We start from the raw sequence: 24,038 nt of genomic DNA on the forward strand, positions 1-24,038 counted from the left end.
GATGACCCACCTGTGGCACCTGATCTCCGCCGCCGTCCACGACGGCACCGTGCTGACCACGCCCTCCCGGGGCTCCGCGCCGGTCACCGGACCGGAACTGCTGGACCGGGCCGAGCGCACCGCCGGACAGATCCTCTCCGAGCTCCCGGTCCGCCGGGTGGGCCTGCTGATGGCCAACGGCGAGCCGTGGGTCCGCGGTCTGCTGGCGCTGCTGCGCCTCGACGCCGCCGCCGTACCGCTGGCCCTGCCGGTGGCCTTCGGCGGGGTGGACGCCTACGCCGCGCACCTGCGGCGGATCGCGGAGGACTGCGGCCTTGAGGCGGTCCTGGTGGACGGTTCGGTCGGCGCACGCATCCTGGACCGCGTCCGGGCCGCGATCCCGCGCGTCAGGTTCATCGACATCGCCGAGCCCCCGGCGCTGAGGCGCGCGTTGCCGCCGACCGGCGAGGGCGGCTCCACTCCGGCGGTCGTCCAGTACACCTCCGGCAGCACCTCCGCCCCCAAGGGCGTCGTCCTCGGCCACGCCAACGTCGCCGCGGGCCTCGACGCCATCGCCGCCGGTACCGGCTGGCTGCCCGACGACCACCTCGGTCTGTGGCTCCCGCTCTTCCACGACATGGGCCTGTTCAGCCTGATGAACGCACTGCGGCGGGGCAGCCGGGTGCATCTGTGGCAGCCGGGCGACTTCGTACGCCGCCCGCTGCGCTGGCTCACCGAGTTCGCCGCGGCCGGGGCCACCGCGCTGCCCGCGCCGAACTTCTTCTACGACCACCTCACGGCCGCCGCCGCGGCCGAGGGCGTGCCGGCCGGGGTCGACCTCTCCCGCTGGCGGTTCGCCGGCAACGGCGCGGAGCCGGTGCAGCTCCGCAGCCTACGGGCCTTCCAGGCCGCCTTCGGTCCGTACGGGCTGCGCGAGCACGTGGTGCAGCCGCAGTACGGGCTGGCCGAGGCGACCCTGATCGTCACCAGCGGTGCGCCGCTCGCGCCGTACCGGGCCGTCACCGTCGACCGGTCGAGGCTCGGACCGGGCGAGAGCGTCACTCCGCTGCCCGAGGACGCCGCGCACGCGCGGACCGTGATCTCCTGCGGGCCCTCGGTGGACGGGATCGGTGTGCGGATCGCCGACCCCGGCCGCCGGGATCGGCTCCTCCCCGAGGGCACCGTCGGAGAGGTCCAGATCGGTGGCCCCCCGGTGACTCCCGGGTACCTCGGCCTCGCCCCGGAACGGCAGCCGTTCGCACCGGACGGCTGGCTGTGCACCGGCGACCTCGGCTTCATGTCCGGCGGTGAGCTCTTCGTGATCGGCCGGATCAAGGCGATGGCCGTGGTCCACGGCCAGAACTACTACGCCGAGGACGTCGAGGACACCGTCCGCACCACCCCCGGCGTGGACCGGCGGCACTGCGCCGCCTTCGTCGGGGACACCGACGGCGAGGAACGGATGGTCGTCCTCTGGGAGACCGCGCACGGCACGGAGCGGGCCGAGGAGGTCGGCCGGGCGATCCGCGGCCGGCTGGTCGAGCGGCTCGGCCTCGGCGCCGTCGAGATCCGTGCCGTGGCGCCGTCCAGCATCCCGTTCACCAGCTCCGGCAAGGTCAAGCGCTCGGCCGCCGCCCTGTTCCACCGCACCCTCGTGGCCGCCGGACCGACGGCCGACCGCAACTCCTCGGAAGGAAGCGTGCAGTGAGCACCGTCAGCACCGAACAGAACACCGCCGGCACCATCCGCGTCCTGGGCGTCGTGCGCGCCGCCCTGGCCACGCACTCGGGAGTCTCCGTGGACCTCATCGACCCCGCCCAGCCGCTGTCGGCCGTCCCCGGCATCGAGTCGGTGAAGGCGCTCCGAGCCATCACCGAGATCGAGGACGAGTGCGAGGTCGTCATCCCGGACGACTTCCTCTTCGAGACCGCGACCGTTGCCGAACTCTCGGAATTCGTGGCCAAGTTGGTTGCCCGGAGGGCCGGGGCATGACGGTCGCGCCCGCCCACTGCGACACGCTGGCCCAAGCGGTCGGCCGGTTCCGCACCGCACCCGGGGACATCGCCAGCTACGACACCGATGTGGTCACCGCGGCCCGCGCCCTGCGGGTCGGCGAGGAACAGATCAGCCACCTGGCGGAGGCCGGCCTCCCGCACGCGTACGACGCCCGGGGCGCACTGCGTTTCGACTACGACGACCTGATGAACGTGGGGATGTTCTGCGGCACCGGCCAGACCGTACCCGAGCTCGGCCTCCGCTTCCTGATGCGCTTCGCGGCCACCGACAGGTCCGCCTGGTTCGCCCCGCGCGCGTGGGAGGTCGGCGTCCACCCGGCGCGCACCGCCGCCGGTGCGACGGCCGAGGACGACGGCCCGCTGCCGCACGTCAGGGTCCGCCTCCCCGACCACCTGGGCCCCGGTGTCGAGCTGCTGGACGGCGCCGCACTGCCCGAGGGGGAACTGGCCGACGGGGGCTACCAGGTCGCGGTCGGGCTCACCGGCGCCGACCAGCAGGTCCGCGACCCGGCGATCCGCGAGGTCTGGGACGAGGTGGTCGGAACCCTCGCGGCCCGCGAGGTGCTCTACCAGACCGTCCCCGAGCGCCTGCGGACCGACCACCGCAGGGCCTGGGAGCTGGGCATGGCCGACTGCGTCGTGGCCTCCAGGCTGCTCGCCGACCGGTTGACCGCACGCGGATACCGGGCCAGGGCCCGCCGGGGCTACCTGCTGGGCCTGTTCGGCAGCGACCACGCCTGGTGCGAGGTGCACGAGGACGGCGCGTACCGCAGTCTCGATCCCGTCTTCGCCTTCGTCTCCCTGCTGGGGGACAAGGCCCGCGGCGTGGCGCAGTCACCGGAGTTCGCCGAGGCGTGCTTCGGCGGCCGCTTCAACCGCCTGCTCCCGTGCCGCACCGAGACCGCCGCCCCGCTGGTGTACTTCGCCGATGCCCCCGCCCCGTACTGGGCGATGGCGGGTGTCGGCGCCCGGCCGAGGAGGACCTCATGAGCACCGCCCGCGAGCTGGTCGGTGCCAGCCTCGACAGCGCCGCGTTCCTGGACCGGCTGGCCGACGACGAGGACTTCAGCGGGGCCGGCGTGAACTCCGGTGAGCTCATCAAGCTGGCCCTCGCCTGCGAGGAGTACCTCGGCCGTCCGCTGGACGACGAGGAACTCGCCGAACTCACCTCGGTCAACGCCGTCGCCGCTCTCATCTCGCCCCGGGAAGAGGTGCGTTGAGATGTGGCTCGGGCACATCGTCCAACGCGGTCTGGAGCGGCGCCCCGACGCCCTCGCCCTGCGGGACGCCGACCGGGACGTCACCTGGCGCCAACTCCACGCCGAGGTGCATGCGCTGGCCGCACACCTGGCGGACCGGATCGGGCCCGGTGGACGGCTGGCGGTGGTCAGCGGCAACCGGGCGGAGGTCCTGGAGGCGTACCTGGCCTGCGCGGTGGCCCGCGTGGTCGCCGTACCGGTCAACCCGGCACTGACGGGCCGGGAGATCGCGGACATCCTGGACGCGGTGGAGCCCGCCCTGCTCCTCGCCGAACCCGCCCACGCGGACCGGCTGCGGGAGCACCACCCCGGCCTGCCGCTCCTCGACATCACCGCCCTCGGCGATCTCCCGGCCGGCGGCGCACCGCCGACGGCGGGCGGCCTGACCGACCCGGTGGCGATCCTGCACACCTCGGCGACCACCGGGAGGGCCAAGGGCGTCGTCGTCGACCAGCGCTCGCTCAAGCTCAACGCGCTGTCCTGGTTGGGCGAGGTGGCACCGCAGCCCGGCACGGTCTTCCTCAACGCCGGGCCGCTGTTCCACGGGAGCATGGTGATCGCCCTGGACTACCTGGCGGCCGGCGGCACGGTGTGCGTCCTGGACCGCTTCACCCCGCAGGGCTGCCTCGCCGCCCTGGAGCGGTGGCGGGTCGAGCACGCCTTCCTGGTGCCCTCCATGGTCCGGCTGCTGCTCGGCGCGCGGGCGCTGGCCGGCACCGACCTCTCCCGGTTCCGGCTGCTGCTGCACGGGGCCGCTCCGATGCCGGCCGAGCTCGCCGAGGAGGCGGCGTCCCGGCTCGACCTCGCGCTCCAGGCCGTCTTCGGCATCACCGAGGGCGGGGGCCCGGTGCTGTCGCTGGGCCCGGACACCCGGGTCGGCGAGCCGCGGGTGCCCGGCGCGGTCTGCGTCGGGCTGCCCATGCTCGGCACCGCGGCCCGCGTCGTCGACGAGCAGGGGGACCTCGTCCCCGTCGGCACCGTCGGCGAACTGGAGCTCCGCGGCGACGGCCTGATGCAGGGCTACTGGAAGAACCCGGAGGCCACCGCGGAGGCACTGCGGCACGGCTGGCTGCGGACCAGGGACCTCGGCTACACCGACCCCGAGGGGCGGATCTGGATCGTCGACCGGCGCAACGACCTGGTGCTGCGCGGCGGCCAGAACGTCTACCCGGCCGAGATCGAGCACGTGCTGCGGCAGTCGCCCCGGGTGGCGGACGTCGTGGTCGTCCCCGCACCCGACCCGGTCTGGGGGCAGACCCCGGTCGCCTTCGTCCAACCGGTCACGCCCGAGGCCTTCGACCAGGGCGAGCTGCTCGACCTGTGCGTCGCGGGCCTGGCCGGATACAAGCGGCCCAGCCGCTTCCTCCCGATCGACCAGGTGCCGCGCAGCCCCGCCGGCAAGGTGCTCCGCGCCCGGCTGCGGGCGCTGGCCGCCGGATCCCCCGGCACACAACCCAACGGAGAAGTGGAACCGGCCCGATGAGCGACGTCGACTACACCGACCAGGCAGTACTCACCGAATTGGCCGGAGCCAAGGCGATCCCGGTCAACGGCACCGCGGTCTTCCAGTTCGACTACGACCGGCGCAACGAGAAGATGCTGAGGCTCTACGTCCAGGGCAAGCAGCGCCAGTGGGACATGGACGACCGACTGGACTGGAGCCACGAGACCGACCCGGACGACCCGTTGGGCATCCCGGACGACTTCATCTCGATCGCCGGCTCCGCGCTCTGGGACCGGCTCCCGGACGCCGAGCGCCGCGTCGTCCGGCGGCACACCAGCGGCTGGCTGTACTCGCAGTTCCTGCACTCCGAGCAGTTCGCGCTGATCGGCGTCGGCAAGATCTGCCAGGCCGTGTCCGACCTCGACTCCAAGATGTACGCGGCGACCCAGCTGATGGACGAGGCCCGGCACGTCGAGGGGTTCAACCGGTTCATCAGCACCAAGATCGGCCTGCGGTACGGCCTGTCCGGCTCCCTCAACGCCATGTTCGAGCACGCGATGCGCGAACCCCGCTGGGACTTCGGCGTGCTGGCCGCGCACATCCTGGTGGAGAACATGGGCCTGGCCACCTTCGGAGTCCACCGCGAACGCCTGAAGGACCCGCTGGCCCGCGCGTTCTCCGCCTACGTCGCCCGTGACGAGGCCCGGCACGTCGCCTTCGGGAGGCTGCTGCTGCGCCAGTACTACCCGCAGCTGACCGAGGCCGAACTGCGCGAGCGGGAGGACTTCGTCATCGAGGGCTGCTGGGCGCTGCGCGACCGCTACGTGGACGACGACATCTGGGAACGCCTCGGCTACGGCGGGGAGGCCGTCCGCGCCTCCCGCCGCTCGCCGGCCAAGCGGGAGTTCCGCCGCCTGGTCTTCATGCGGATCGTTCCCGGGCTCAAGGAGATCGGCCTGTTCGGCCCGCGGGTGCGGGCGGCGTTGCAGCAGATGGGCGTGCTCGGGTTCAGCGAGGTGGACGAGGCCGCACTGCGCGCGCTCGACGACCAGGCCGCCGTGGACGCGATGGCCGCACGCGAACTCGGCGACCGCAGGCAGGACATCCAGCAGGTGATCGAGCTCGGCCGCACGCCGGCCGGGAGCTGACCGCATCCCCCGGCCGAGGCCCGGCGCCACACCCCCGGAGCGCCGGGCCTCCCTTCTCCTGGAGCCACGCATGCAACCGACACCGACCTACTCCCGGCGCCGCGGTCTCGCCCCGCCGGGCGAGAACACCCGGGGCCGGCGTCTGCTGGCCGGGCTGCTCGACGGCACGGCCGACGACCCGCCGTGCGCCCGGCTGCTCAACCTGCCCAAGGCCACCGGCTGGTCGCCGGGACGGATCACCTCCGCGACCGTCTTCCCGGAGGATCTCACTCTCACCCCCGGGGTGGTCTTCGGGGGCTGGATCGCCTGCCTGGTCGACCACTTCGCGGGGCTGGCGATGCTGTCGGCCCTCCCGGACGGCTCCGCCTTCCTGACCGCCGGACTCTCCGTCGACTACCGGGCACCGCTGTTCCCCGGACCGGCCGACGTCGAGGCGGAGGTGACCAGCTGTTCCACCCGGCACGCCCTGGTGGAGATCGGATTCAGCCAGGCCGGCCGCATCGCCGCGGTGGCCACGGTCGAGCAGATCATCAGCCGTACGGGAGAACGCCAGGGGTGAGCGGGGAGCCGCGCCCCCGGACCGCGACGCCGCGGCGGCCGGGTCCGGGCTCGGCGACGCCCGGTCGCCCGGGCGTACGTCGACACCCGCGTGCCCCCGGGCCACGGCGGCACCAACGGGATCACCAAGGAGATCACCGGCCGCGCTCCGGGCATCCGGCCTCCCCCGCTCCGCATCCACCACGACCGAAGGACGCGTGTGGCATGACCGACCATCAACTGAAGGTCTGCATCATCGGATCCGGTCCCCGGGGCCTGTCGGTGCTGGAGCGGATCTGCGCCAATGCCGGCCACCGCGCGGCCGGGCAGCCGATCGCCGTGCACGTGGTCGACCCGCACCGGGCCGGGTCGGGCGGTGTCTGGCGGACCGGCCAGTCGCGGCACCTTCTGATGAACACGGTCGCCGGCCAGGTGACGCTCTTCACCGACGAGAGCGTCGCCGCCGAGGGGGTGAAGGTGCCCGGGCCGAGCCTGTACCAGTGGGCCCGCGACCTCGCCACCGGCGGCCCGGAAACCTCCGGCGAGGTCCACGACGACCACGTGCTGGCCGAGGTCCGCGACCTCACCTCGGACTCGTACCCGACCAGGGCGCTCTACGGCCAGTACCTCGAATGGGCCTTCCGCCGTGTGACGCGGACCGCGCCCGCCTCGGTCTCCGTCCACGTCCACCCGATGCTGGCGACCCGCCTGGACGACGAGGCCGGCGGCCGGCAGTCCGTCTTCCTGTCCAACGGCACCCGGCTGACCGCGCTCGACGCCGTGGTCCTCAGCCAGGGCCACGTGCCCGCCGAACCGACCGAGGACGAACGCGAACTGGGTGCCTTCGCGGCCGAGCGCGGGCTGCACTACCTGCCGCCCGGCAACCCTGCCGACCTCGACCTGTCCGTCCTGCGCCCCGGCCGGCCGGTGCTGCTGCGCGGCCTGGGCCTCAACTTCTTCGACCATCTGGCGCTGCTCACCAGCGGCCGCGGCGGGATCTTCGAGCGGCTGGACGGCCGTCTGGTCTACCGGCCGTCGGGACAGGAACCCGCGCTGTACGCGGGCTCCCGGCGCGGCGTCCCGCACGTGGCCCGGGGCCGGAACCAGAAGGGCCCGCACGGGCGTCACCTGCCGCGATTGCTGGCCGGCGAGACCTTCGAGGCGCTGCGCGCCAAGGCCGCCGACGGCCGGCTCGACTTCCGGGCCGACCTGTGGCCACTGATCGCGAAGGAGGTCGAGACCGTCTACTACACCGCGCTGCTGGCCCGACGCGGCGCCGAACGTGCGGCCGACGCCTTCCGGGAGCGCTGGCTGCGCATCCCGTGGGGCACTGCCGCGGAGGCCCGGCTGCTCGACGCGTTCCACCTCCCGCCCACCCTCCGCTGGGACTGGCGGACCGTCCAACGCCCCTACGGCGAGCGATTGTTCGCCGATCGGTCGGAGTTCCGCGACTGGCTGCTCCGGCATCTGCGCGAGGACTGCCGGCTGGCCGAGGAGGGCAACGTCGACGGCCCCGTGAAGTCGGCCCTGGACGCCCTTCGCGACCTTCGCAACGAGATCCGGGCACTGGTCGAGCACGGCGGCCTCACCGGCCGCTCCCACCGGGACGACCTGGAACGCTGGTACGGCCCGCTCAACGCCTTCCTGTCGATCGGCCCGCCCGCGAGCCGGATCGAGGAGATGGCGGCCCTGCTGGAGGCCGGCGTGCTCACGGTGCTCGGCCCGGGCACCCGGGTCCGCTGCGACCGGGAGAACGGCGCCTTCCTGGCCGAGTCCGAGGTGCCCGGCCCGCCGGTCCGGGCGACCGCCCTGATCGAGGCCCGGCTGCCCGAGCCCGACCTGCGCCGTACGGCGGACCCGCTGCTGCGCAGCCTGCTCGCCGCCGGCCGGTGCCGCCCCTTCACCGTGCCGGACGGCAGCCCCGGTGGCTACCGGACCGGTGGCCTTGAGGTGACCCGCCGCCCCTACCACCTGGTGGACGCCCGCGGAACGGCCCATCCGCGCCGCTTCGCCTTCGGCGTGCCCACCGAGGCCGTGCACTGGGTCACCGCGGCAGGCGCCCGGCCCTGCGTGAACTCCGTGACCCTCGGCGACGCGGACGCCATCGCACTGGCCGTGCTCGGCCTCGCCCCTCCCGGGGCGCCGCAGCCCGCCCCCGGCCCCGGGGCGCTCACCGCGGTGCCCGGGGAACTGTCCTCCGCCCGGGCCTGACCGCCCGGCCGCGGAGCCCGTCCGAGCCCGGCCGCCACAGGCGGCCGGCAGAGTCCCGTCACATCCATGGAGTTCCCCATGCCCTTGCTGGACACGGTGGCCCCGCCACCGGCCCGGCCCGCCCCGGACGAGTGGGCGACCCCCGTCGGGGTGGCAGTCGCCCGGACCACCGAGGAGGCCGTCGATGCCCGAGCCGGCCTCACGGCCCTGCGCAGTGCGCTCGACGACCGGCGCGGTCTGCTGCGCTTCCACGGTGCCACCCGCGCCGTGGGCTACGTCGACCCGCCGCTCGAACTCGTGCTGACCGGCGACGAGGTCGTCCTGCGCGCACTCAACACGCGGGGCCAGGTCCTGCTGCCTCCCCTGGGGGGAGTGCTCCACGGTGTCCTGCGGGACACCGTGGAGCGGGCCGGAGAGGTCCGCGGCCGGGTGGCCCCGCAGCCCGAGCACTTCGCCGAGGAGGACCGCACCCGCCACGCCGGCGTCTTCACCGCCGTCCGCGCACTGGTCGCCGCACTCGCCGCGGCCGAGGACGGACTGCTCGGCCTCCACGGTGCCTTCGGGTACGACCTCGTGTTCCAGCTCGAACCGGTCGAGCCGCACCAGCCGCGCGATCCCCACGACCGGGACCTGGTGCTGCACCTTCCGGACGAGATCCTGGAGTTCGACCTGGAGCGGGATGTGGTCCGCCGGCACCGCTACGAGTTCGCGTACGCGGGCCGGTCCACGACGGGGCTTCCCCGGACGACCGGTGCGGCCCCCTTCGTCCCGGGTGTGCCGGCGGAGCCGCGCGACCACGCACCGGGCGAGTACGCGGAGCTGGTCCGGCGGGCGATGCCGCTGTTCCGGTCGGGCGACCTGTTCGAGGTGGTACCCGGACAGGTGTTCCGCCGCGGCTGCGACCAGCCCCCGTCCGTGCTGTTCCGGCGCCTCTTCGAGCAGAACCCCGCCCCCCACAGCCTGCTGGCGAACCTCGGTGGCGGGGAACACCTGGTCGGCGCCTCGCCGGAGATGTTCGTCCGGGTCCGCACCGACCGCTCCCGCCCCGCCGGGCGGAGGCTGGTCGAGACCGCGCCGATCAGCGGGACCATCGCCCGGGGGCAGGACGCACTGGAGGACGCGGCCCGGATCCGGGAGCTGCTCGGCTCGCTCAAGGAGGAGTCCGAGCTGACCATGTGCACCGACGTCGACCGGAACGACAAGGCGCGCGTGTGCGTCCCGGGCACGGTCCGGGTGACGGCCCGGCGGAAGATCGAGATGTATTCCACCCTGATCCACACCGTGGACCACGTCGAGGGTGAACTCCGGCCGGACCGCGACGCCCTGGACGCCTTCCTGACCCACCTGTGGGCGGTCACTGTCACCGGCGCGCCCAAGGTCTCGGCGCTCCGGTTCATCGAGCGCGCGGAGCGGTCGCCGCGCCGCTGGTACGGCGGCGCCGTCGGACGGATCGGTTTCGACGGCGCACTCGACACCGTCCTGACGCTGCGCACCATCCAGATCCGGGAGGGCGTCGCCACCGTCAGGGCCGGTGCCACCCTGCTCTGGGAATCCTCGCCCGAGGCGGAGGAGGCCGAGACGGAACTCAAGGCCCGCGCGCTCCTCCGCGTCCTTGAGCGACCGGCCCCGCCCGCGCCGCCCCCGGCGGCGAGCGGCGGCCCCGGCGCGGGCAGGCGCATCCTGCTGGTCGACCACCATGACTCCTTCGTGCACTGCCTCGCCGACTACCTGCGGCAGACCGGTGCCGAGGTGGTGACCTATCGCAGCGGCCGCCACCTGCCGATGCTGGAACGGGAATCACCCGAGCTCCTGGTGCTCTCGCCCGGCCCCGGCCGCCCGGAGGACTTCGACCTCACCGCGACCCTGGCGGAGGCGGAACGGCTCCGGCTGCCCGTCTTCGGGGTGTGCCTCGGTCTGCAGGGGCTCGCCGAGTACTACGGCGGCAGGCTGGGCACGCTCGACCGCCCGGTGCACGGGAAGAGCTCCCTGGCCCGGATCACCGAACCCGGCTCCCGGCTGCTGGCCGGCCTCCCGGCCGAGTTCGAGGTCGGCCGCTACCACTCGCTCCACGCCGAACCCGACGCGCTGCCACCGGAGCTGATGGTCACGGCGGTGGCCGATGACGGCACCGTCATGGCTCTGGAGCACCGCACGAAGCCGCTGGCCGCCGTGCAGTTCCACCCGGAGTCGATCATGACCTCGGGGAGGCGGGCCGGCCACCTGATCGTGGACAACGCGGTCGCCTCGCTCACCCGCCGAGCGGGGGCCGCGGCGGCCCCGCCCGTCCAGAGGGCTCTCCGGAAACCGCTGACCGCGACCCATCGAGAGGAGCGCGGCGGCCTGCTCGCCACCGCGAACCGGACATCATGACTGCCACCGAACTCAGCCCGCAGCTCGACCCGGTACTCGACCCCGACCTCGGCCCCTCGGCCGACCCTGCCCCCGGCCCGGGCCGCCCCCGTGGCCTCGGCACGGGACCCGCCCCCCGGGCGGCCGCCGGCACCCCGCCGTGGGACTCCTGGCGCGACCTTCCGGCAGCCCAGCAACCGGCGTGGCCCGACCGGCCCGCACTCCGCGCGGTGACCGCAGACCTGGCCGGATACCCGGCCCTGGTGGCTGCGGGGGAGTGCGACCGGCTGCGCGCCCGGCTGGCCGCCGCGGCGCGCGGCGAGGCGTTCCTGCTGCAGGGCGGGGACTGCGCCGAGACCTTCGACGGCATCTCCGAGCAGCGGATCCACAGCAAGCTGCAGGTCATCCTCCAGATGGCCGCCATCCTCGCCTACGCCGTGTCCGTCCCCGTGGTCACGGTGGGACGGCTCGCCGGTCAGTACGCCAAGCCGAGGTCGCGCCCGACCGAGACACGCGGCGGACTCTCCCTGCCGGTCTACCGGGGGGACGCCGTCAACGCCGCCGCGTTCACCCCGGCGGCGCGCACCCCGGACCCCGAGCGGCTCAAGCGGCTCTACCACGCCTCGGCGGCCACCCTCAACGTGATCCGTTCCTGGGTCTCCGACGGTGGCGCGGACCTCCGGGACGCCCATGAACGGAACCGCGACTTCGTCGGTCTGTCACCCGCCGGCGAGCACTACCGGCAGCTCGTCGACGCGACCGACGAGGCCCTCCGGTTCCTCTCGGCCTGCGGCGTGGACTCCGGACTGCTGCGCACCACCGAGTTCTTCACCAGCCACGAGGCGCTGCTGCTCGACTACGAGAGTGCCCTGGTCCGTCCCGATCCCCGTACCGGCGCCCGGTACGACACCTCCGCGCACATGCTCTGGATCGGCGAGCGGACGCGCCAACCGGGCGGTGCGCACATCGCGTTCGCGGCCGGGATCCGCAACCCGATCGGAGTGAAGCTGGGACCGGCCACCACCGCGGACGAGGCACTGGAACTGATCGACCTTCTCGACCCGGAACGGGAGCCGGGCCGCCTGACCTTCATCACCAGGATGGGCGCGGACCGGATCACGGACGTGCTGCCCGATCTCGTGCGGCGCGTCACCGACTCCGGGGCGCAGGTCGTCTGGGTCTGCGACCCCATGCACGGCAACACCTTCGAGGCACCGAGCGGCCACAAGACCCGCAGCCTGGCCACGATCCTCGCCGAGGTGAAGGGGTTCTTCGAGGTGCACCGCGCGCTCGGCACCCATCCCGGCGGTCTCCACCTGGAACTGACCGGAGACCATGTCACGGAGTGCCTCGGCGGGGCGGACGAGGTGCTGCCGCACGATCTGTACGACCGTTACGAGACGGCCTGCGACCCACGGCTCAACCGCAGCCAGTCGCTGGATCTCGCCTTCCTGGTCGCGGAGATCCACCGCAGCGGCGGGTCCGGAGAGGGAACGGCTCCGGCCCGTCACCGGTGGTGACGGTGCGGGGTGACCACGGGCGGAGGGCACGGCGGTGGAGCAGGTCAGGACACCTGTCGACCGTCGTCTCCGGTACCTGCCCACGACGGCGCGGGAACCGTCCGTGGCACCCTGGCGTTCCTCCGGACGACCGGCGATCCGGTGACGACGGGGACCGGTCCCCACCCCCTTGATGCGAGGAGAGCGTCCGCATGGTCTTCAAGAAGCTGCTCGGTGCCCTGGGCGTCGGCGGTCCCGGCGTCGACACCGTTCTGAGCACGCCGGTCGTGCAGCCCGGCGGGACGATGGCCGGCACGGTCGAGCTGACCGGGGGGACGGTGGAGGCGGACATCCGGGGGATCACGCTGACCCTGGTCGCCCGGGTGGAGATCGAGCACGAGGACGGCGAGAGCACCGGCGTGTACCCGTTCGCGCGCTTCTCGGTGACCGCGCCGCTGAAGCTGGCGCCGGGCGAGAACCGCTCGATCCCGTTCGCCGTCCAGGTGCCGTGGGAGACCCCGGTCACCACGATCGCCGGACAGCACCTGCACGGCATGCAGCTCGGGGTGCGCACCGAGGTCGACATCGCGGGGGCGCTGGACAAGGGCGACTCCGACCCGCTGGAGGTCGAGCCGCTGCCGGTGCAGCGCCGGATCCTGGAGACCCTGCTCCAGCTGGGCTTCCGGTTCCGTTCGGCGGATCTTGAGGCCGGGCACATCCGCGGCACCGGGCAGACGCTGCCGTTCTACCAGGAGATCGAGTACTCCTCGGCCCCGCAGTACGCCCACGCCTGCAACTCGCTGGAGGTCAGCTTCGTGACCACCGAGGGCAAGGTCGAGGTGGTGCTGGAGGCGGACCGGCGCGGCGGCCTCTTCGGCGGCGGCGGGGACGTGATCCGCACCCATGTGGTCGGCCACGGCCAGGCCGACGAGGACCTCACGGGCCTGGTCGACGGCTGGATCCGCTCCGCGCTCTGAGCCCGCCCGCCCCGGCCCGGCTCCGCTCCGGCCCTGCTCGGGCCGGGGCCGGGGCATCAGCCGTAGGAGACGTTGCTGCAGATGTCGTCGTCGGCGGACCGCGCCTCGCCGACCACCGCGGCGGGCAGCGGGGCCGGGGCGCCGGGCGGCACCGCGGCGGCCGGGGCGGCCGGGGCGGAGGCCGGGGCCGGTGTGCCGCCCGCGGCCCCGGCGGCGTAGTCCAGACCGAGCCGCACGCTGATCCCGGCTCCCCGCCCGGGTGCCACCGCGGCGCCCGGGAACAGCGCGGCGACCTTCTGCGCGTCGGCCCGCCGGCCGGCCCCGTACTCGACGGTGGTGGCCGGCCGGGCGGGGCCGCGCGCGGTGGCCGCCTTGGCGACGGTGACCCGGGCGGCCCGGAGCATCTCGGCGGCCCGGGCGGCCAGGCCGGGGGTGCCGGTGCCGTTGTGGACGGTGACCCGGATCGGGGCGCCGTCGGCACCGAGCGTCGGGGGCGGGGACGGCGGCGCCGGCGGCGGCGAGGGGGGCGTCGGGGGCGGGGACGGCTCGGCGGGCGCGTCCTGCCGGTGGCCGGTGGCGTCCTGGCCGTCGATGGTCCGGTCGGCCTGCAGGGTGCGCCACAGGGTGTCGACCGCCGGGTGCACCAGGTCGATCCGGGGGCCGTTGTAACGCCACGGCGTGGTCAGGAACTTGACCTCGTGCAGGTCGATGTCCTTGAGCGTCAGCGCGAAGTCCACCAGCTTGGCGGCCGAGTCGAGACCGGGGTCGACCGTCATCGACCGGGTGGCGGCGTCGGCCAGCGGCAGCAGGGTGCCGGGGTTCAGTCCCTTGCTCTTGATCCTGGCCAGCAACGAGGCGAGGAAGGCCTGCTGACGCTTCATCCGCCCGACGTCCGAGTCGTCGCCGATGCCGTGCCGCAGCCGCACGTAGTCCAGCGCCTGCTGTCCGGAGACCCGCTGGCGGCCCTTGGCGAGCACCACCTTGCCCTTGCGGCCCAGGTTGGGGTTGATGTTCCCCTCGTGCACGGCGTTCGGCAGGCAGACGTCGACGCCGCCGACGGCGCCGGTCATCGCGGCGAACCCGGCGAAGTTGACCTCGATGGTGTGGTCGATCCGGATGCCGGTGAGCTTCTCCACCGTGTTCTGGGTGCAGGCGGGGTTGCCGGCCTCGGTATTGCCGACCGAGAAGGCGGAGTTGAACATCTGTCCGGGCTGCTCCCGGGTCCAGGTGCCGTTCGGGAGCTTGCAACGCGGGATCGTCACCAGGGCGTCGCGGGGGATCGAGACGCCGACCGCGTGCCGGTGGTCGGCGTGGACGTGCAGCAGGATCGTGGTGTCGGAGCGGGCGCCGCCCTCGTCGCCGCCGCCGAGGTCGGCGTTCCCCCCGGCCCGCGAGTCGGAGCCGATCAGCAGCAGGTTGACCGGCCGGTGGCCGTGGGCGTCGGCGGTCGGTTCGGGCGGGCGGTCGGGGGCGATGGCATCGGGATCGAAGGACCGGAGGTTGCCGTTCAGCCGGTAGTACACCGCGCCGCCGGCGCCGGCCAGGGCCACCAGGACCCCGGCCACCGACCAGGCGATCAGCCGCCGGGCGCCGCGCCGGGCGTCGCGCGACCGGCCCTGCGGGGCGGCCCGCCGGCGGGACCGGTCGCCGCGGTCGCCGCGGTCGCGCACCGTCCGGCCCTGGGCGGCGGCCCGGTTCGGTACGGCCCGGCCCTGGGCGGCGCGGTTCTGGCCGGTGCGGTTCTGCGCCGCTCGGCGGGCCTCCGCCCGGCCGCCGGTGCGCGGCACCGGGATCGCGGGGGCGTCCTCGGGGGGGTCGGTCCGGAGGCCGCCGCCGTCGGCACGCCGCCGCCCCGCCGGATCCGGCGGGCTCTGGCCCCACTGGACTGACATGGCGCGCACCTCTCAGGGCGGAAGCGGGCAACCCTGGGAGCATACAAACTCCTCCGGGGCCGCTCGGCCGCCGAATGCGGCCGCACCCCCGCCGACCCGCGGCTTCGCCGCGGCGGCTCACCGCAGGGTCACTCCAACGGCTGAACCGCCGGGGCCGGGAAAGGCGTTCACCCGGCGCAGACCGGGCCCGGCAGGTGGCCCCGGCCGGTGGCCCCGGCGGCGGGTCAGGACGCGGGCTGGATCAGTCCGGCCGGGTAGAGCCGCTCCAGCACGGCCGCGACGCCGTCCTCGTCATTGCTCAGGGTGACCTCGTCGGCCACCGCGAGCAGCTCCTGGTGCGCGTTGGCCATCGCGACGCCGTACCGCGCCCAGCCGAACATCGGCACGTCGTTGGGCATGTCGCCGAAGGCGATGGTGTCGGCGGCCTTCACCCCGAGCCGGTGGGCGGCGACGGCCAGCCCGGTGGCCTTGGAGAGGCCGAGCGGCAGCAGCTCGACCACGCCGGCGCCGGCCATCACCACGCCGACCAGGTCGCCGGCCAGCCGACGGGCGGCGTCGGCGAGGGCGTCGTCGGTCAGCCCGTGGTGCTGGATGTACAGCTTGCTGATCGGGGCGACGAGCAGCTCGTCCTTCGCGGCCCGGACGACCGGCAGCTCGGAGCCGATCAGCAGCTCGTAGCCGGGGCCGGCCAGCACGTCGCCGTCCAGGCCGTCCTGGTTGGCGGCGATCGCCAGCGGGCCGGTCTCCTCCTCGATCCGCTCGATCGCGAGGGCGGCCACCCGGCGGTCCAGGGTGAGCGAGGTGAGCAGCTTGTGCGCGCCCGCGTCGTAGACCTGGGCGCCCTGGCCGCAGACGGCTATGCCCCGGTAGCCGATCTCGTCGAAGACCGGGCGGGCCCAGCCGGCCGAGCGGCCCGTGACGATGATGTGCAGCGCCCCGGAGGCGGTGGCGTCGGCCAGGGCCGCGCGGTTGCGCGCCGAGACGCTCTCCACGCTGTTGAGCAGGGTGCCGTCGAGGTCGGTGGCGACCAGCTTGAAGGGCAGGCCGTTGCCGTTCGCGGGGGAGACGGGGCTGGGGTCGGTCGTGCTCATGGGCCGTGGTCTCCCGGGAGTTGCTTCGTTGCTGCGTCCGCGTCGCCGCGGTGCCGGCCGGTTCCGGTGCCGGAACCGGCCGGTGCCGGTGCTACGGGACCGGCGTCAGGACGGTGCGGCCGCCGAGGTAGGGGCGGAGCGCCTCGGGGACGACGACCGAGCCGTCGGCCTGCTGGTGGTTCTCCAGGATCGCCACGATGGTGCGCGGGACGGCGACCAGGGTGCCGTTCAGCGTGGCCAGCGGGCGGACCTTGCCCTCCTCGCGCATCCGGATGGCGAGGCGGCGCGACTGGTACTCGGTGGTGTTGGAGGTCGAGGTGACCTCGCGGTACTTGCCCTGGGTGGGGATCCAGGCCTCGATGTCGAACTTGCGCGCGGCCGAGGCGCCGAGGTCGCCGGAGGCGACGTCGATCACCCGGTAGGGCAGTTCGAGGGCGTTGAGGAAGTCCTTCTCCCACTGGAGCAGGCGGCGGTGCTCGTTCTCGGCGTCCTCGGGCGTGGTGTAGACGAACATCTCCACCTTCTCGAACTGGTGGACGCGGATGATGCCGCGGGTGTCCTTGCCGTAGGTGCCGGCCTCGCGGCGGAAGCAGGACGAGTAGCCGGCGTAGCGCAGCGGCAGCTTCTCGGCGTCCAGGATCTCGTCCATGTGGTACGCCGCGAGCGGGACCTCGCTGGTGCCGACCAGGTAGCGGTCGTCGCCCTCCAGGAAGTACACGTTCTCGGCGGCCTGGCCGAGGAAGCCGGTGCCGTCCATGGCGGCGGGGCGCACCAGCGCCGGGGTGATCATGGGGATGAAGCCGGCGGCGGTGGCCTGGGCGATCGCCATGTTGACCAGGGCGAGCTCCAGCAGCGCGCCCACACCGGTCAGGTAGTACGACCGGGCACCGGCGACCTTGGCGCCGCGCTCGGTGTCGATCGCGCCCAGCAGCTGGCCCAGCTCGACGTGGTCGCGGGGCTCGAAGCCCTCGGCGGCGAAGTCGCGCGGGGTGCCGATCTCCTCCAGGGTGACGAAGTCCTCCTCGCCGCCGACCGGGGCGGCCGGGTCGATGAGGTTCGCCAGCGAGCGCAGCAGGCGCTCGGCCTCCTCCTTGGCCCCGGTCTGCTCGGCGTCGGCGGCCTTGACCTCGGCGGCCAGCTCCTTGGTGCGCTGGAGCAGGGCGGCCTTCTCCTCGCCCTGGGCCTTGGCGACGAGCTTGCCGAGCGACTTCTGCTCGTTGCGCAGCTCGTCGAAGCGGGTGCCCGAGGACCGGCGGCGCTCGTCGGCGGAGAGGAGGGCGTCGACCAGGTCGACGTCCTCGCCACGGACGCGCTGCGAGGCGCGCACTCGGTCAGGGTCCTCACGGAGCAGGCGAAGGTCAATCACGCGCCCAAGCCTACCGGGCGGCGGCCTGTCCACCGGTACCGGTTTTCCCTGGGGATAACTCTCCCCAGCCTGTGGATAACCCTGGTGGACAACGGCCCGGGGGCCAGTTATCCACAGGCTGGGGCCCCGGCCTGTGGATCGTGCGGCGGCCGCGGTGGACAACGGACCGAACCGAGGAATTCAAGTTTCAAACCTGAATTGACCTTCCCGGGTGAGCGAATTGAAGCACTCGGACGGGTGATTTGCTGGCACCCGGGTGACTCTGGTCCGATTAGTCATCTCTGCGACGCAAACCGATGATCCGACCGAAACGTGCAGTGGCTATACCGGTTTGTCGACTCGTCCCCAAGCCTGTGGATAACTCGGGCCTGTGGACAGTGACCGCCCCTGTGGACAAGCCCCGCACCGGGGCGGCCGCCCTGTGGACGGCCGCCCGGTGGGGTGGAAAACGGTTCGAAAAGGACGGATGGCCGGTGAATGGCGCCCGGATGTCCGGGGTGCCGCGGTGCCGGGACGGGTGCCCGGATGCCGGGCGGCTCAGATGTCCCCGCGGCCGTCGAGGCAGCGCGAGAGCCAGTCCGAGGCCGCGGTGAAATCCGCGTCCGAGGTACCGGGCCGCGGCTGCCGCGAGGCCTGCTGGTCCGCGCGCGGATAGGAGCCGAGGAACCGCACCTGCGGACAGATCCGCTTGAGGCCCATCATCGCCTCCGCCACCCGGCGGTCGCTGAGGTGCCCCTCGCAGTCGATGAGGAAGCAGTAGTTGCCCAGCCCCTCGCCGGTCGGCCGGGACTCGATCCGCATCAGGTTGACCCCCCGCACCGCGAACTCCTGGAGCAGCTCCAGCAGCGCACCCGGGTGGTCGTCCGGCAGCCAGACCACCATCGAGGTCTTGTCCGCCCCGGTCGGCGAGGAGACCCGCCCGGGCCGCCCGACCAGCACGAACCGGGTGGTCGCGCTCTGCGCGTCCACGATGTCCTTGACCAGCGGGTCGAGCCCGTAGATCGGCGCCGCGAACTCGCCCGCGAACGCGCCGTCGTACCGGCCCTCGGCCACCAGCCGGGCGCCGTCGGCGTTCGAGGCGGCGGACTCCCAGTGCGCGTCCGGCAGGTGGGCGGCCAGCCAGCGGCGGACCTGCGCCTGGGCCACCGGGTGGCTGGTCACGGTCTTCACGTCGGCCAGCGTCGTGCCCGGCCGCACCAGCAGCGCGAAGGTGATCGGCAGCAGCACCTCGCGGTAGATCATCAGCGGCGCGCCGGCCGCCAGCTCGTCGTTGGTCGCCGTGACGGCGCCCTCGACCGAGTTCTCGATCGGCACGAACGCGCCGGACGCCTCGCCGCCGCGCACCGCGTCCAGCACCAGCTGCACCGAGGACATCGGGACCAGCTCCCGGGTCGCCGCCTCCGGCAGGGTGCGCAGGGCCGCCTCGGTAAAGGTGCCCGCCGGCCCGAGGTACGTGTAGCGGGTTGCCGACATGACGCCTCCAAGGGGAACGGGACCTGCGGGAAGAGAACGGCGGAACGCCGGAAGGAGTCACCTTAACCACTCCGGCCGCCTCCCGTGATCGCGTCCGCTCCGTGGGAGCGGACGGTACGCGTGGTGGACGCCGGGGCCGCCCGGCGGGTCAGCCGAGCAGGCTCTGCCCGACGTACCCGTCCTGCGGCGCGCCCGGCGGGACGGCGTACACACCGCTCGCCTCGTGCCGCAGGAAGCGGGAGAGCCCGTCGCCCCGGGCGAGCTTGCGCTGCACGGGGGTGAACCCCCTGCGCGGGTCGGCCTGGAAGGCGAGGAAGAGCAGCCCGGCGTCCGGAGAACCGTCGGCCAGCAGCCCGTCGTGGTACGAGAACCCGCGCCGCAGCATGGCCGCCCCGCCGTTGGCGGCCGGCGCCGCGACCCGGATGTGCGCGTCCGACGGAACGGCCAGCGAACCGTCCGGCCCCTGGGCGGCGAGGTCCACCGGGGTCCGCTCGCCCGCGCCGTCGGGGGCGCCGAGCGGGGCGCCGTCCGACTTGCGCCGCCCGATCACCCGCTCCTGGCGGTCCACCGGCAGCGCCTCCCAGCTGTCCAGCAGCATCCGGATCCGCCGGAACACCAGGAACGAGCCCCCCGCCAGCCAGGCCGGCTGCTCCCCCCCGGCGGCGACGAACACCTTGGCGGCGAAGCCCTCCTCACCGGGCCGGGGGTTGTTGGTGCCGTCGATCTGGCCCATCAGGTTGCGCCCGGTCATCGGGGCGGCGGTGGCGCCGGGCGTCCGGGCGAAGCCGGACATCTGCCAGCGCAGCGCCGCCGTTCCGGCCGCCTGGCGCTGCAGCACCCGCAGGGCGTGCACGGCCACCAGCGCGTCGTCGGCGCCGATCTGCACGAACAGGTCGCCGTCCCCCCGCGCCGGGTCGAGCGCGTCGGCCGGGAACGCGGGCAGCGGCTCCAGCCCGGCCGGGCGCTCGCCGGTCAGGCCGGTCTTCTCGAACAGGCCCGCGCCGAAGCCGAAGGTGACGGTGAGCGAGCAGGGGCCGGCGTCCAGGGCGACCTGGTTCTCGAACTCGTCGGCGGGCTCGCCCGCGGCCATCCGGGCGGCCGTCCGCGACCAGCGCCGGAGCAGGGCGCGCAGGCCGTCCCGGCCGGCTCCGCCGGCCAGGTCGAAGGCGGCCAGCTGGACCCGGGCCTGCTGGGGTTCGAGGATGCCGCCCTGGTGCTCGCCGTGGAACTCCACCCGGGCGGGCCCGAGGCCGCCGGCCGGGACCGGCGGGCGGTGCGGGCCGGGCCGGTCCGCGGCCAGGGCCGCGGCGGCGCCGGCGCCCGCGCCGACCACCAGGCCGGCCCCGGCGGTGCCCAGCAGGGCCCGGCGGGTGAAGCCGGAAGCGGTGCTCCCGCCGGTGGTGCCGGTGGTGCTGTCGTGCCCGGTGGCGCTGTCGGTGCTGGTCTCCATGAGGATGCTCCGCCTATCCGATCTTCAGCTGCTTGATCTCCGTGGTCTGGTCGATGTCGGAGGATCTGACCAGCACCGACACGACCCAGTTCCCGCTCAGCGGCAGCTGCGCCGTGCCCGTCCAGCGCCCGGTGCCCTCGGGGGTCAGCGGGACGGTGAGCGGGCCGAGGTCGCGGTCCGGCAGCGTGAAGGCGAGCTCCACCTCCGGCACCTCGACCGGCTGCCCGTCCGCGCCGTCCAGCGCCAGGTGCACCTCGTTGGACCCGGTGCCCGCCGGGTTGAGGGTGACCGTGGCGGTGCCCTTGGCGTTCGGCGTGCGGCCCTTGGTGTCGTAGGGGAGCTTGAGCTCCAGCGTCCGGCCCGGCACCGTCTGCGGGGCCGAGGCGCCGCCGACGGCGCCGGCCGTCGGGGCGGTGCCGTTCGCGGCCCCGGCCTCGACCTCGCCGGCCACCCGCCCGGGCGGGGCGTTGGTGAGCAGCGTGGTGGCGACCAGGACGGCCACCGCGACGGCCGCCTCGACCAGCACCGAGCGGCGCAGCCCGGCGCGGGCGGGGGTGAGTCCGCGGTCCCGGTCGGCGTTCTCCCGGGCGGCCCGCTGCCGGGCCAGCTGGGCCCGGCGGACCGGGTCGTCGGAGTCCGCGCCGCCCGCGTCGCCGCTCCTGCCGCTCTCCCGGCTCTCGCCGCGGGCCGTGCGGCCGTCCGCGGTGACGGACCCGCCGGCCGCGACGGCGAGCGCCGCCGGGACGACCTCGGCCGCCTCCTGGGGGGTGGCGCGCAGCCGGGCCAGCCAGCCGCGGGACATCCGGGCCGCGCCCAGCATGGCGATCACGCAGCCGGTCTTCACCAGCAGCAGCCGCCCGTAGTCGGTGCCGGTCAGCGCGTCCCAGCTGCCGACGCCGCGCCAGGACTGGTAGAGGCCGGTGCCGGCCAGCACCACGACGGCGCCGAAGGCGATCGTGGAGAAGCGGCCGGCGGCCTCCGCGCCGATCCCCTCGCGCAACCCGACCAGCAGGGCCGCCAGGCCGCCCAGCCAGAGCGCCATGGCGACCAGGTGGAGCATGCCGAGCGGCAGCGCCAGCCAGACCTGGATGCCCACCGAGGCGTGATCGGCGCCGGCCCAGGTCGCCGAGAGCGCGACGGCCAGCACCAGCCCGGCCACCCCGAGGCCCAGCCGGGCGTCGCGCTGCGGGCGTTCGGCGGCGCGCCGCTCCAGCTCCCGCAGCTCGGCCTCCTCGCGGTCGCCGTCCTCCTGCGCCGCTGCGGTCCCGCTTCCGGCCGGGCCGCCGGTCCCGGCGGCCCGGCCGGCCGGCTGCCCGAGCTGGCCGACCAGCAGCGACAGGAACACCCCGCCGGCCGCGAGCAGCAGCAGCCGGGCGGCCAGCGCGGTGCCGATCCGCTCGTCCAGCGTGGTGCGCACCAGCGACAGGTCGAACGCCTTGCCGATCCCCCAGCCCCGCTCGTACGGGCCGCGCAGCATCAGCACCGCGACGGTGGACACCAGCAGCGCCACCCAGCCGCTCATCAGCAGCCGCTGCACCGGGCGCCGGGCCGCCCCGGCCGGCCAGCAGAGCAGGACGAAGCCGGCCGCGCCGGCGAGCAGCGCGAACCCCCCGTACGCGACCGCCCGGCCGGTGCCGTAGAGCGCGGCGACCAGGCCGTCCGCCTCGGCGCTCTGCAGCGCGGTGGTGGAGACGGTGGTGGCCGAGGGCGCGCCGATGGAGAAGGTGAACGCCCCGCCGATCGGGTGCGAGTCGTCGGAGACGGCCCGCCAGGCGACGGTGTAGGTGCCGTCGGCGAGTCCGCTGCCGAGCCCCACCCGGGCGGTGTCGGCCCGGCCGTCGGCGTGCGCCGGGTTGCCCGCGTCCACGGCCCTGCCGGACGGGTCGAGCACCCGCACCGAGTCCGAGGAGAGCGAGACGGCCTCGCTGAAGGTCAGCGTGACCGACTGCGGAGCGGCGGGCAGGACGGCGTTCTGCGCGGGGTCGGTGGACTGCAGGGTGGCGTGCGCGGCGGCCGGTCCGGCGCCGCCGAGCAGCAGTGCGACGACGGCGCCGAGCACGCCGAGCAGCCCGACGGCGCGCCGTCCCATCAGTCCCGGTGCGTTCAGCATCGTGCGGGTCCCTTACTGCTGGCCGGGGCGGTAGGTGAGCTCCTTGACCGGCACCTTGACCGAGATGGTGCCGGTCCGGGCGAAGGTCAGGTCGAGCTCCAGCTCGTCGCCGAGGGCGGGGGCCTTCTGCCACCCCATGATCATCAGATGGGCGCCGCCGCGGGCGAGCTGCAACGCGCCGTGCGCGGGGACGTCCAGCGTGTCGACCTGCTCCATGGAGCTCGCCGTGGAGCGGTGCATGGTGACCGAGGAGGCGCCGGGGCTGGAGACCTTGACCAGTGCGTCGCCCTGGCCGCCGTCGTTGCGCACCGTGAGGTAGCCGGCCGCCATGCCGCCGGCCGGCGGCAGCGGGATGTAGGAGTCGGCGACGCTCAGCCGGGCCGCGCCGCTCGCGGCCGCGCCCGCGCCCGCGCCGTCGTCCTGGCCGCCGGCCCCGCAGGCGACCAGGAAGGCTCCGCCGCCCAGTGCCGTCGCCAGCGCCGCCCCCGCGAGTGCCGTCCGGCGGAATCCGAGGGAGCCCTTCACGCGGCGACCCCCCGGGCGAGCAGCGGCAGGTCGTGCTCGAAGGTCTTCACCTCGGTACCGCTCAGGTAGAGCACGTGGGCCTTGTCGTCGGAGGGCAGGAAGGCCAGCACCTGGGCGCCGTGGGTGGAGGTGACGGTGCCGTCCGCGTTGATCACCGGGTCCTCGATCAGGATGCCGAGCGCCTTGGCGGCGGCCTTCACCTTCTCCAGGTCCCCGGTCAGGCCTATGAAGTCGCTGCCCATCGAGTCCAGCCAGGTGCGCAGCACCTGCGGGGTGTCGCGCTGCGGGTCGGTGGAGACGAAGACGACGTCGACCTTCTGCCGCTCCTCCGGGGAGAGCTTCTTCATCGCCACGCCGATGTCGCCCATGGTGGTCGGGCAGACGTCCGGGCAGCTGGTGTAGCCGAAGAACAGCAGGGTGGTCCGGCCGGCGGTCTTCTGCCGCAGGTCGTACGGCCGGCCGGAGGTGTCGGTCAGCTGGAGGTCCGGCTTCTCGAAGTTCTTGCCGAGCACGGTGCCCTCGTAGGGCGAGTCGGACTTCTGCTGGACGACCTTGGCGGGGGAGGCGGAACCGCCGCCGTCGGAGCCGCAGGCGGTCAGGGCGAGCGCGGCGGCCAGGGCGACGGCGGCGGCGCCGGCCAGCCGGGCGGGACGGGCGGTGCGGGAGGTGCGGGGCATGGGAGAGGTCCGATCGTGTGCGGTGGATCACCGGCG

19 protein-coding genes are annotated in these 24,038 nt (G+C 74.3%); 11 read left to right on the forward strand and 8 right to left on the reverse strand.

Annotated features, from left to right (window positions below):
* The first annotated feature begins 1 nt into the window (after position 1).
* The 11 genes from ACF1AK_RS08030 (at position 2) to ACF1AK_RS08080 (ending at position 13,418) form a co-directional block, all read left to right on the forward strand.
* Positions 2–1,687 (forward strand): AMP-binding protein, encoded by a 1,686-nt coding sequence (locus ACF1AK_RS08030; RefSeq protein WP_391497877.1) that lies wholly within the window; start codon positions 2–4, stop codon positions 1,685–1,687.
* Complete coding sequence (locus ACF1AK_RS08035; protein WP_391497878.1) at positions 1,684–1,971, forward strand: acyl carrier protein; 288 nt, start codon at positions 1,684–1,686, stop codon at positions 1,969–1,971. Before ACF1AK_RS08030 ends, ACF1AK_RS08035 begins: the two co-directional genes overlap by 4 nt.
* On the forward strand, positions 1,968–2,984 hold the full coding sequence (locus tag ACF1AK_RS08040) for a hypothetical protein (protein ID WP_391497879.1): 1,017 nt from the start codon (positions 1,968–1,970) through the stop codon (positions 2,982–2,984). The genes ACF1AK_RS08035 and ACF1AK_RS08040 overlap by 4 nt, the downstream gene beginning before the upstream one ends.
* The gene (locus tag ACF1AK_RS08045; RefSeq protein WP_391497880.1) at positions 2,981–3,214 is read left to right on the forward strand and encodes an acyl carrier protein; all 234 of its coding nucleotides are present in this window, start codon (positions 2,981–2,983) and stop codon (positions 3,212–3,214) included. The genes ACF1AK_RS08040 and ACF1AK_RS08045 overlap by 4 nt, the downstream gene beginning before the upstream one ends.
* A gap of 1 nt (position 3,215) precedes the next feature.
* Positions 3,216–4,736 carry a class I adenylate-forming enzyme family protein gene (locus tag ACF1AK_RS08050; RefSeq protein WP_391497881.1) on the forward strand — a complete coding sequence of 507 codons (1,521 nt, stop codon included), beginning with the start codon at positions 3,216–3,218 and terminating at the stop codon, positions 4,734–4,736.
* Positions 4,733–5,845 carry a ferritin-like domain-containing protein gene (locus tag ACF1AK_RS08055; RefSeq protein ID WP_391497882.1) on the forward strand — a complete coding sequence of 371 codons (1,113 nt, stop codon included), beginning with the start codon at positions 4,733–4,735 and terminating at the stop codon, positions 5,843–5,845. The genes ACF1AK_RS08050 and ACF1AK_RS08055 overlap by 4 nt, the downstream gene beginning before the upstream one ends.
* A 70-nt stretch (positions 5,846–5,915) precedes the next feature.
* Entirely contained in the window at positions 5,916–6,404 is a 489-nt protein-coding gene (locus tag ACF1AK_RS08060) for a PaaI family thioesterase (protein WP_391497883.1), read from the forward strand.
* 203 nt (positions 6,405–6,607) lie between these two features.
* Complete coding sequence (locus ACF1AK_RS08065) at positions 6,608–8,593, forward strand: FAD/NAD(P)-binding protein (RefSeq protein ID WP_391497884.1); 1,986 nt, start codon at positions 6,608–6,610, stop codon at positions 8,591–8,593.
* Between the two features lie 78 nt (positions 8,594–8,671).
* Positions 8,672–10,963 carry an anthranilate synthase component I gene (locus tag ACF1AK_RS08070; RefSeq protein WP_391497885.1) on the forward strand — a complete coding sequence of 764 codons (2,292 nt, stop codon included), beginning with the start codon at positions 8,672–8,674 and terminating at the stop codon, positions 10,961–10,963.
* Complete coding sequence (locus ACF1AK_RS08075; RefSeq protein ID WP_391497886.1) at positions 10,960–12,462, forward strand: class II 3-deoxy-7-phosphoheptulonate synthase; 1,503 nt, start codon at positions 10,960–10,962, stop codon at positions 12,460–12,462. The genes ACF1AK_RS08070 and ACF1AK_RS08075 overlap by 4 nt, the downstream gene beginning before the upstream one ends.
* 191 nt (positions 12,463–12,653) lie before the next feature.
* Positions 12,654–13,418 carry a sporulation protein gene (locus tag ACF1AK_RS08080; protein ID WP_380290518.1) on the forward strand — a complete coding sequence of 255 codons (765 nt, stop codon included), beginning with the start codon at positions 12,654–12,656 and terminating at the stop codon, positions 13,416–13,418.
* A 56-nt stretch (positions 13,419–13,474) separates the two neighbouring features.
* Here ACF1AK_RS08080 and ACF1AK_RS08085 read toward each other — a convergent pair whose 3' ends face one another.
* The 8 genes from ACF1AK_RS08085 to ACF1AK_RS08120 all read right to left on the reverse strand — a co-directional run bounded on the left by ACF1AK_RS08085 (position 13,475) and on the right by ACF1AK_RS08120 (position 24,002).
* On the reverse strand, positions 13,475–15,310 hold the full coding sequence (locus ACF1AK_RS08085; protein ID WP_391497887.1) for an LCP family protein: 1,836 nt from the start codon (positions 15,308–15,310) through the stop codon (positions 13,475–13,477).
* 224 nt (positions 15,311–15,534) lie between these two features.
* Positions 15,535–16,401: an HAD family hydrolase gene (locus ACF1AK_RS08090; RefSeq protein ID WP_391497888.1), complete on the reverse strand. Its 867-nt coding sequence runs from the start codon at positions 16,399–16,401 to the stop codon at positions 15,535–15,537.
* Positions 16,402–16,492: 91 nt separating this feature from the next.
* The gene (gene serS, locus ACF1AK_RS08095; RefSeq protein WP_391497889.1) at positions 16,493–17,767 is read right to left on the reverse strand and encodes a serine--tRNA ligase; all 1,275 of its coding nucleotides are present in this window, start codon (positions 17,765–17,767) and stop codon (positions 16,493–16,495) included.
* A gap of 537 nt (positions 17,768–18,304) precedes the next feature.
* Positions 18,305–19,240: a prephenate dehydratase gene (pheA, locus tag ACF1AK_RS08100; protein WP_391497890.1), complete on the reverse strand. Its 936-nt coding sequence runs from the start codon at positions 19,238–19,240 to the stop codon at positions 18,305–18,307.
* Positions 19,241–19,388: 148 nt separating this feature from the next.
* The gene (gene efeB / locus ACF1AK_RS08105) at positions 19,389–20,690 is read right to left on the reverse strand and encodes an iron uptake transporter deferrochelatase/peroxidase subunit (RefSeq protein WP_391497891.1); all 1,302 of its coding nucleotides are present in this window, start codon (positions 20,688–20,690) and stop codon (positions 19,389–19,391) included.
* Positions 20,691–20,703: 13 nt separating this feature from the next.
* Positions 20,704–22,800: a FixH family protein gene (locus ACF1AK_RS08110; protein WP_391497892.1), complete on the reverse strand. Its 2,097-nt coding sequence runs from the start codon at positions 22,798–22,800 to the stop codon at positions 20,704–20,706.
* Between the two features lie 12 nt (positions 22,801–22,812).
* Positions 22,813–23,325 (reverse strand): copper chaperone PCu(A)C, encoded by a 513-nt coding sequence (locus ACF1AK_RS08115; protein ID WP_391497893.1) that lies wholly within the window; start codon positions 23,323–23,325, stop codon positions 22,813–22,815.
* Positions 23,322–24,002, reverse strand: a complete 681-nt coding sequence (locus ACF1AK_RS08120) for an SCO family protein (RefSeq protein WP_391497894.1) — start codon at positions 24,000–24,002, stop codon at positions 23,322–23,324. The genes ACF1AK_RS08115 and ACF1AK_RS08120 overlap by 4 nt, the downstream gene beginning before the upstream one ends.
* Positions 24,003–24,038: the final 36 nt, after the last annotated feature.

The organism is Kitasatospora sp. NPDC015120 (genome assembly GCF_043080305.1).
Taxonomy (GTDB): domain Bacteria; phylum Actinomycetota; class Actinomycetes; order Streptomycetales; family Streptomycetaceae; genus Kitasatospora.

What these genes read in the sequence shown, in the direction of transcription:
- ACF1AK_RS08030 (WP_391497877.1), top strand. Translation starts at nt 2, where the DNA reads ATGACCCACCTGTGGCACCTGATCTCCGCCGCCGTCCACGACGGCACC.
- ACF1AK_RS08040 (WP_391497879.1), top strand. Translation starts at nt 1,968, where the DNA reads ATGACGGTCGCGCCCGCCCACTGCGACACGCTGGCCCAAGCGGTCGGC.
- ACF1AK_RS08045 (WP_391497880.1), top strand. Translation starts at nt 2,981, where the DNA reads ATGAGCACCGCCCGCGAGCTGGTCGGTGCCAGCCTCGACAGCGCCGCG.
- ACF1AK_RS08050 (WP_391497881.1), top strand. Translation starts at nt 3,216, where the DNA reads ATGTGGCTCGGGCACATCGTCCAACGCGGTCTGGAGCGGCGCCCCGAC.
- ACF1AK_RS08055 (WP_391497882.1), top strand. Translation starts at nt 4,733, where the DNA reads ATGAGCGACGTCGACTACACCGACCAGGCAGTACTCACCGAATTGGCC.
- ACF1AK_RS08060 (WP_391497883.1), top strand. Translation starts at nt 5,916, where the DNA reads ATGCAACCGACACCGACCTACTCCCGGCGCCGCGGTCTCGCCCCGCCG.
- ACF1AK_RS08065 (WP_391497884.1), top strand. Translation starts at nt 6,608, where the DNA reads ATGACCGACCATCAACTGAAGGTCTGCATCATCGGATCCGGTCCCCGG.
- ACF1AK_RS08070 (WP_391497885.1), top strand. Translation starts at nt 8,672, where the DNA reads ATGCCCTTGCTGGACACGGTGGCCCCGCCACCGGCCCGGCCCGCCCCG.
- ACF1AK_RS08075 (WP_391497886.1), top strand. Translation starts at nt 10,960, where the DNA reads ATGACTGCCACCGAACTCAGCCCGCAGCTCGACCCGGTACTCGACCCC.
- ACF1AK_RS08080 (WP_380290518.1), top strand. Translation starts at nt 12,654, where the DNA reads ATGGTCTTCAAGAAGCTGCTCGGTGCCCTGGGCGTCGGCGGTCCCGGC.
- ACF1AK_RS08085 (WP_391497887.1), bottom strand. Translation starts at nt 15,310, where the DNA reads ATGTCAGTCCAGTGGGGCCAGAGCCCGCCGGATCCGGCGGGGCGGCGG.
- ACF1AK_RS08090 (WP_391497888.1), bottom strand. Translation starts at nt 16,401, where the DNA reads ATGAGCACGACCGACCCCAGCCCCGTCTCCCCCGCGAACGGCAACGGC.
- pheA (WP_391497890.1), bottom strand. Translation starts at nt 19,240, where the DNA reads ATGTCGGCAACCCGCTACACGTACCTCGGGCCGGCGGGCACCTTTACC.
- efeB (WP_391497891.1), bottom strand. Translation starts at nt 20,690, where the DNA reads ATGGAGACCAGCACCGACAGCGCCACCGGGCACGACAGCACCACCGGC.
- ACF1AK_RS08110 (WP_391497892.1), bottom strand. Translation starts at nt 22,800, where the DNA reads ATGCTGAACGCACCGGGACTGATGGGACGGCGCGCCGTCGGGCTGCTC.
- ACF1AK_RS08120 (WP_391497894.1), bottom strand. Translation starts at nt 24,002, where the DNA reads ATGCCCCGCACCTCCCGCACCGCCCGTCCCGCCCGGCTGGCCGGCGCC.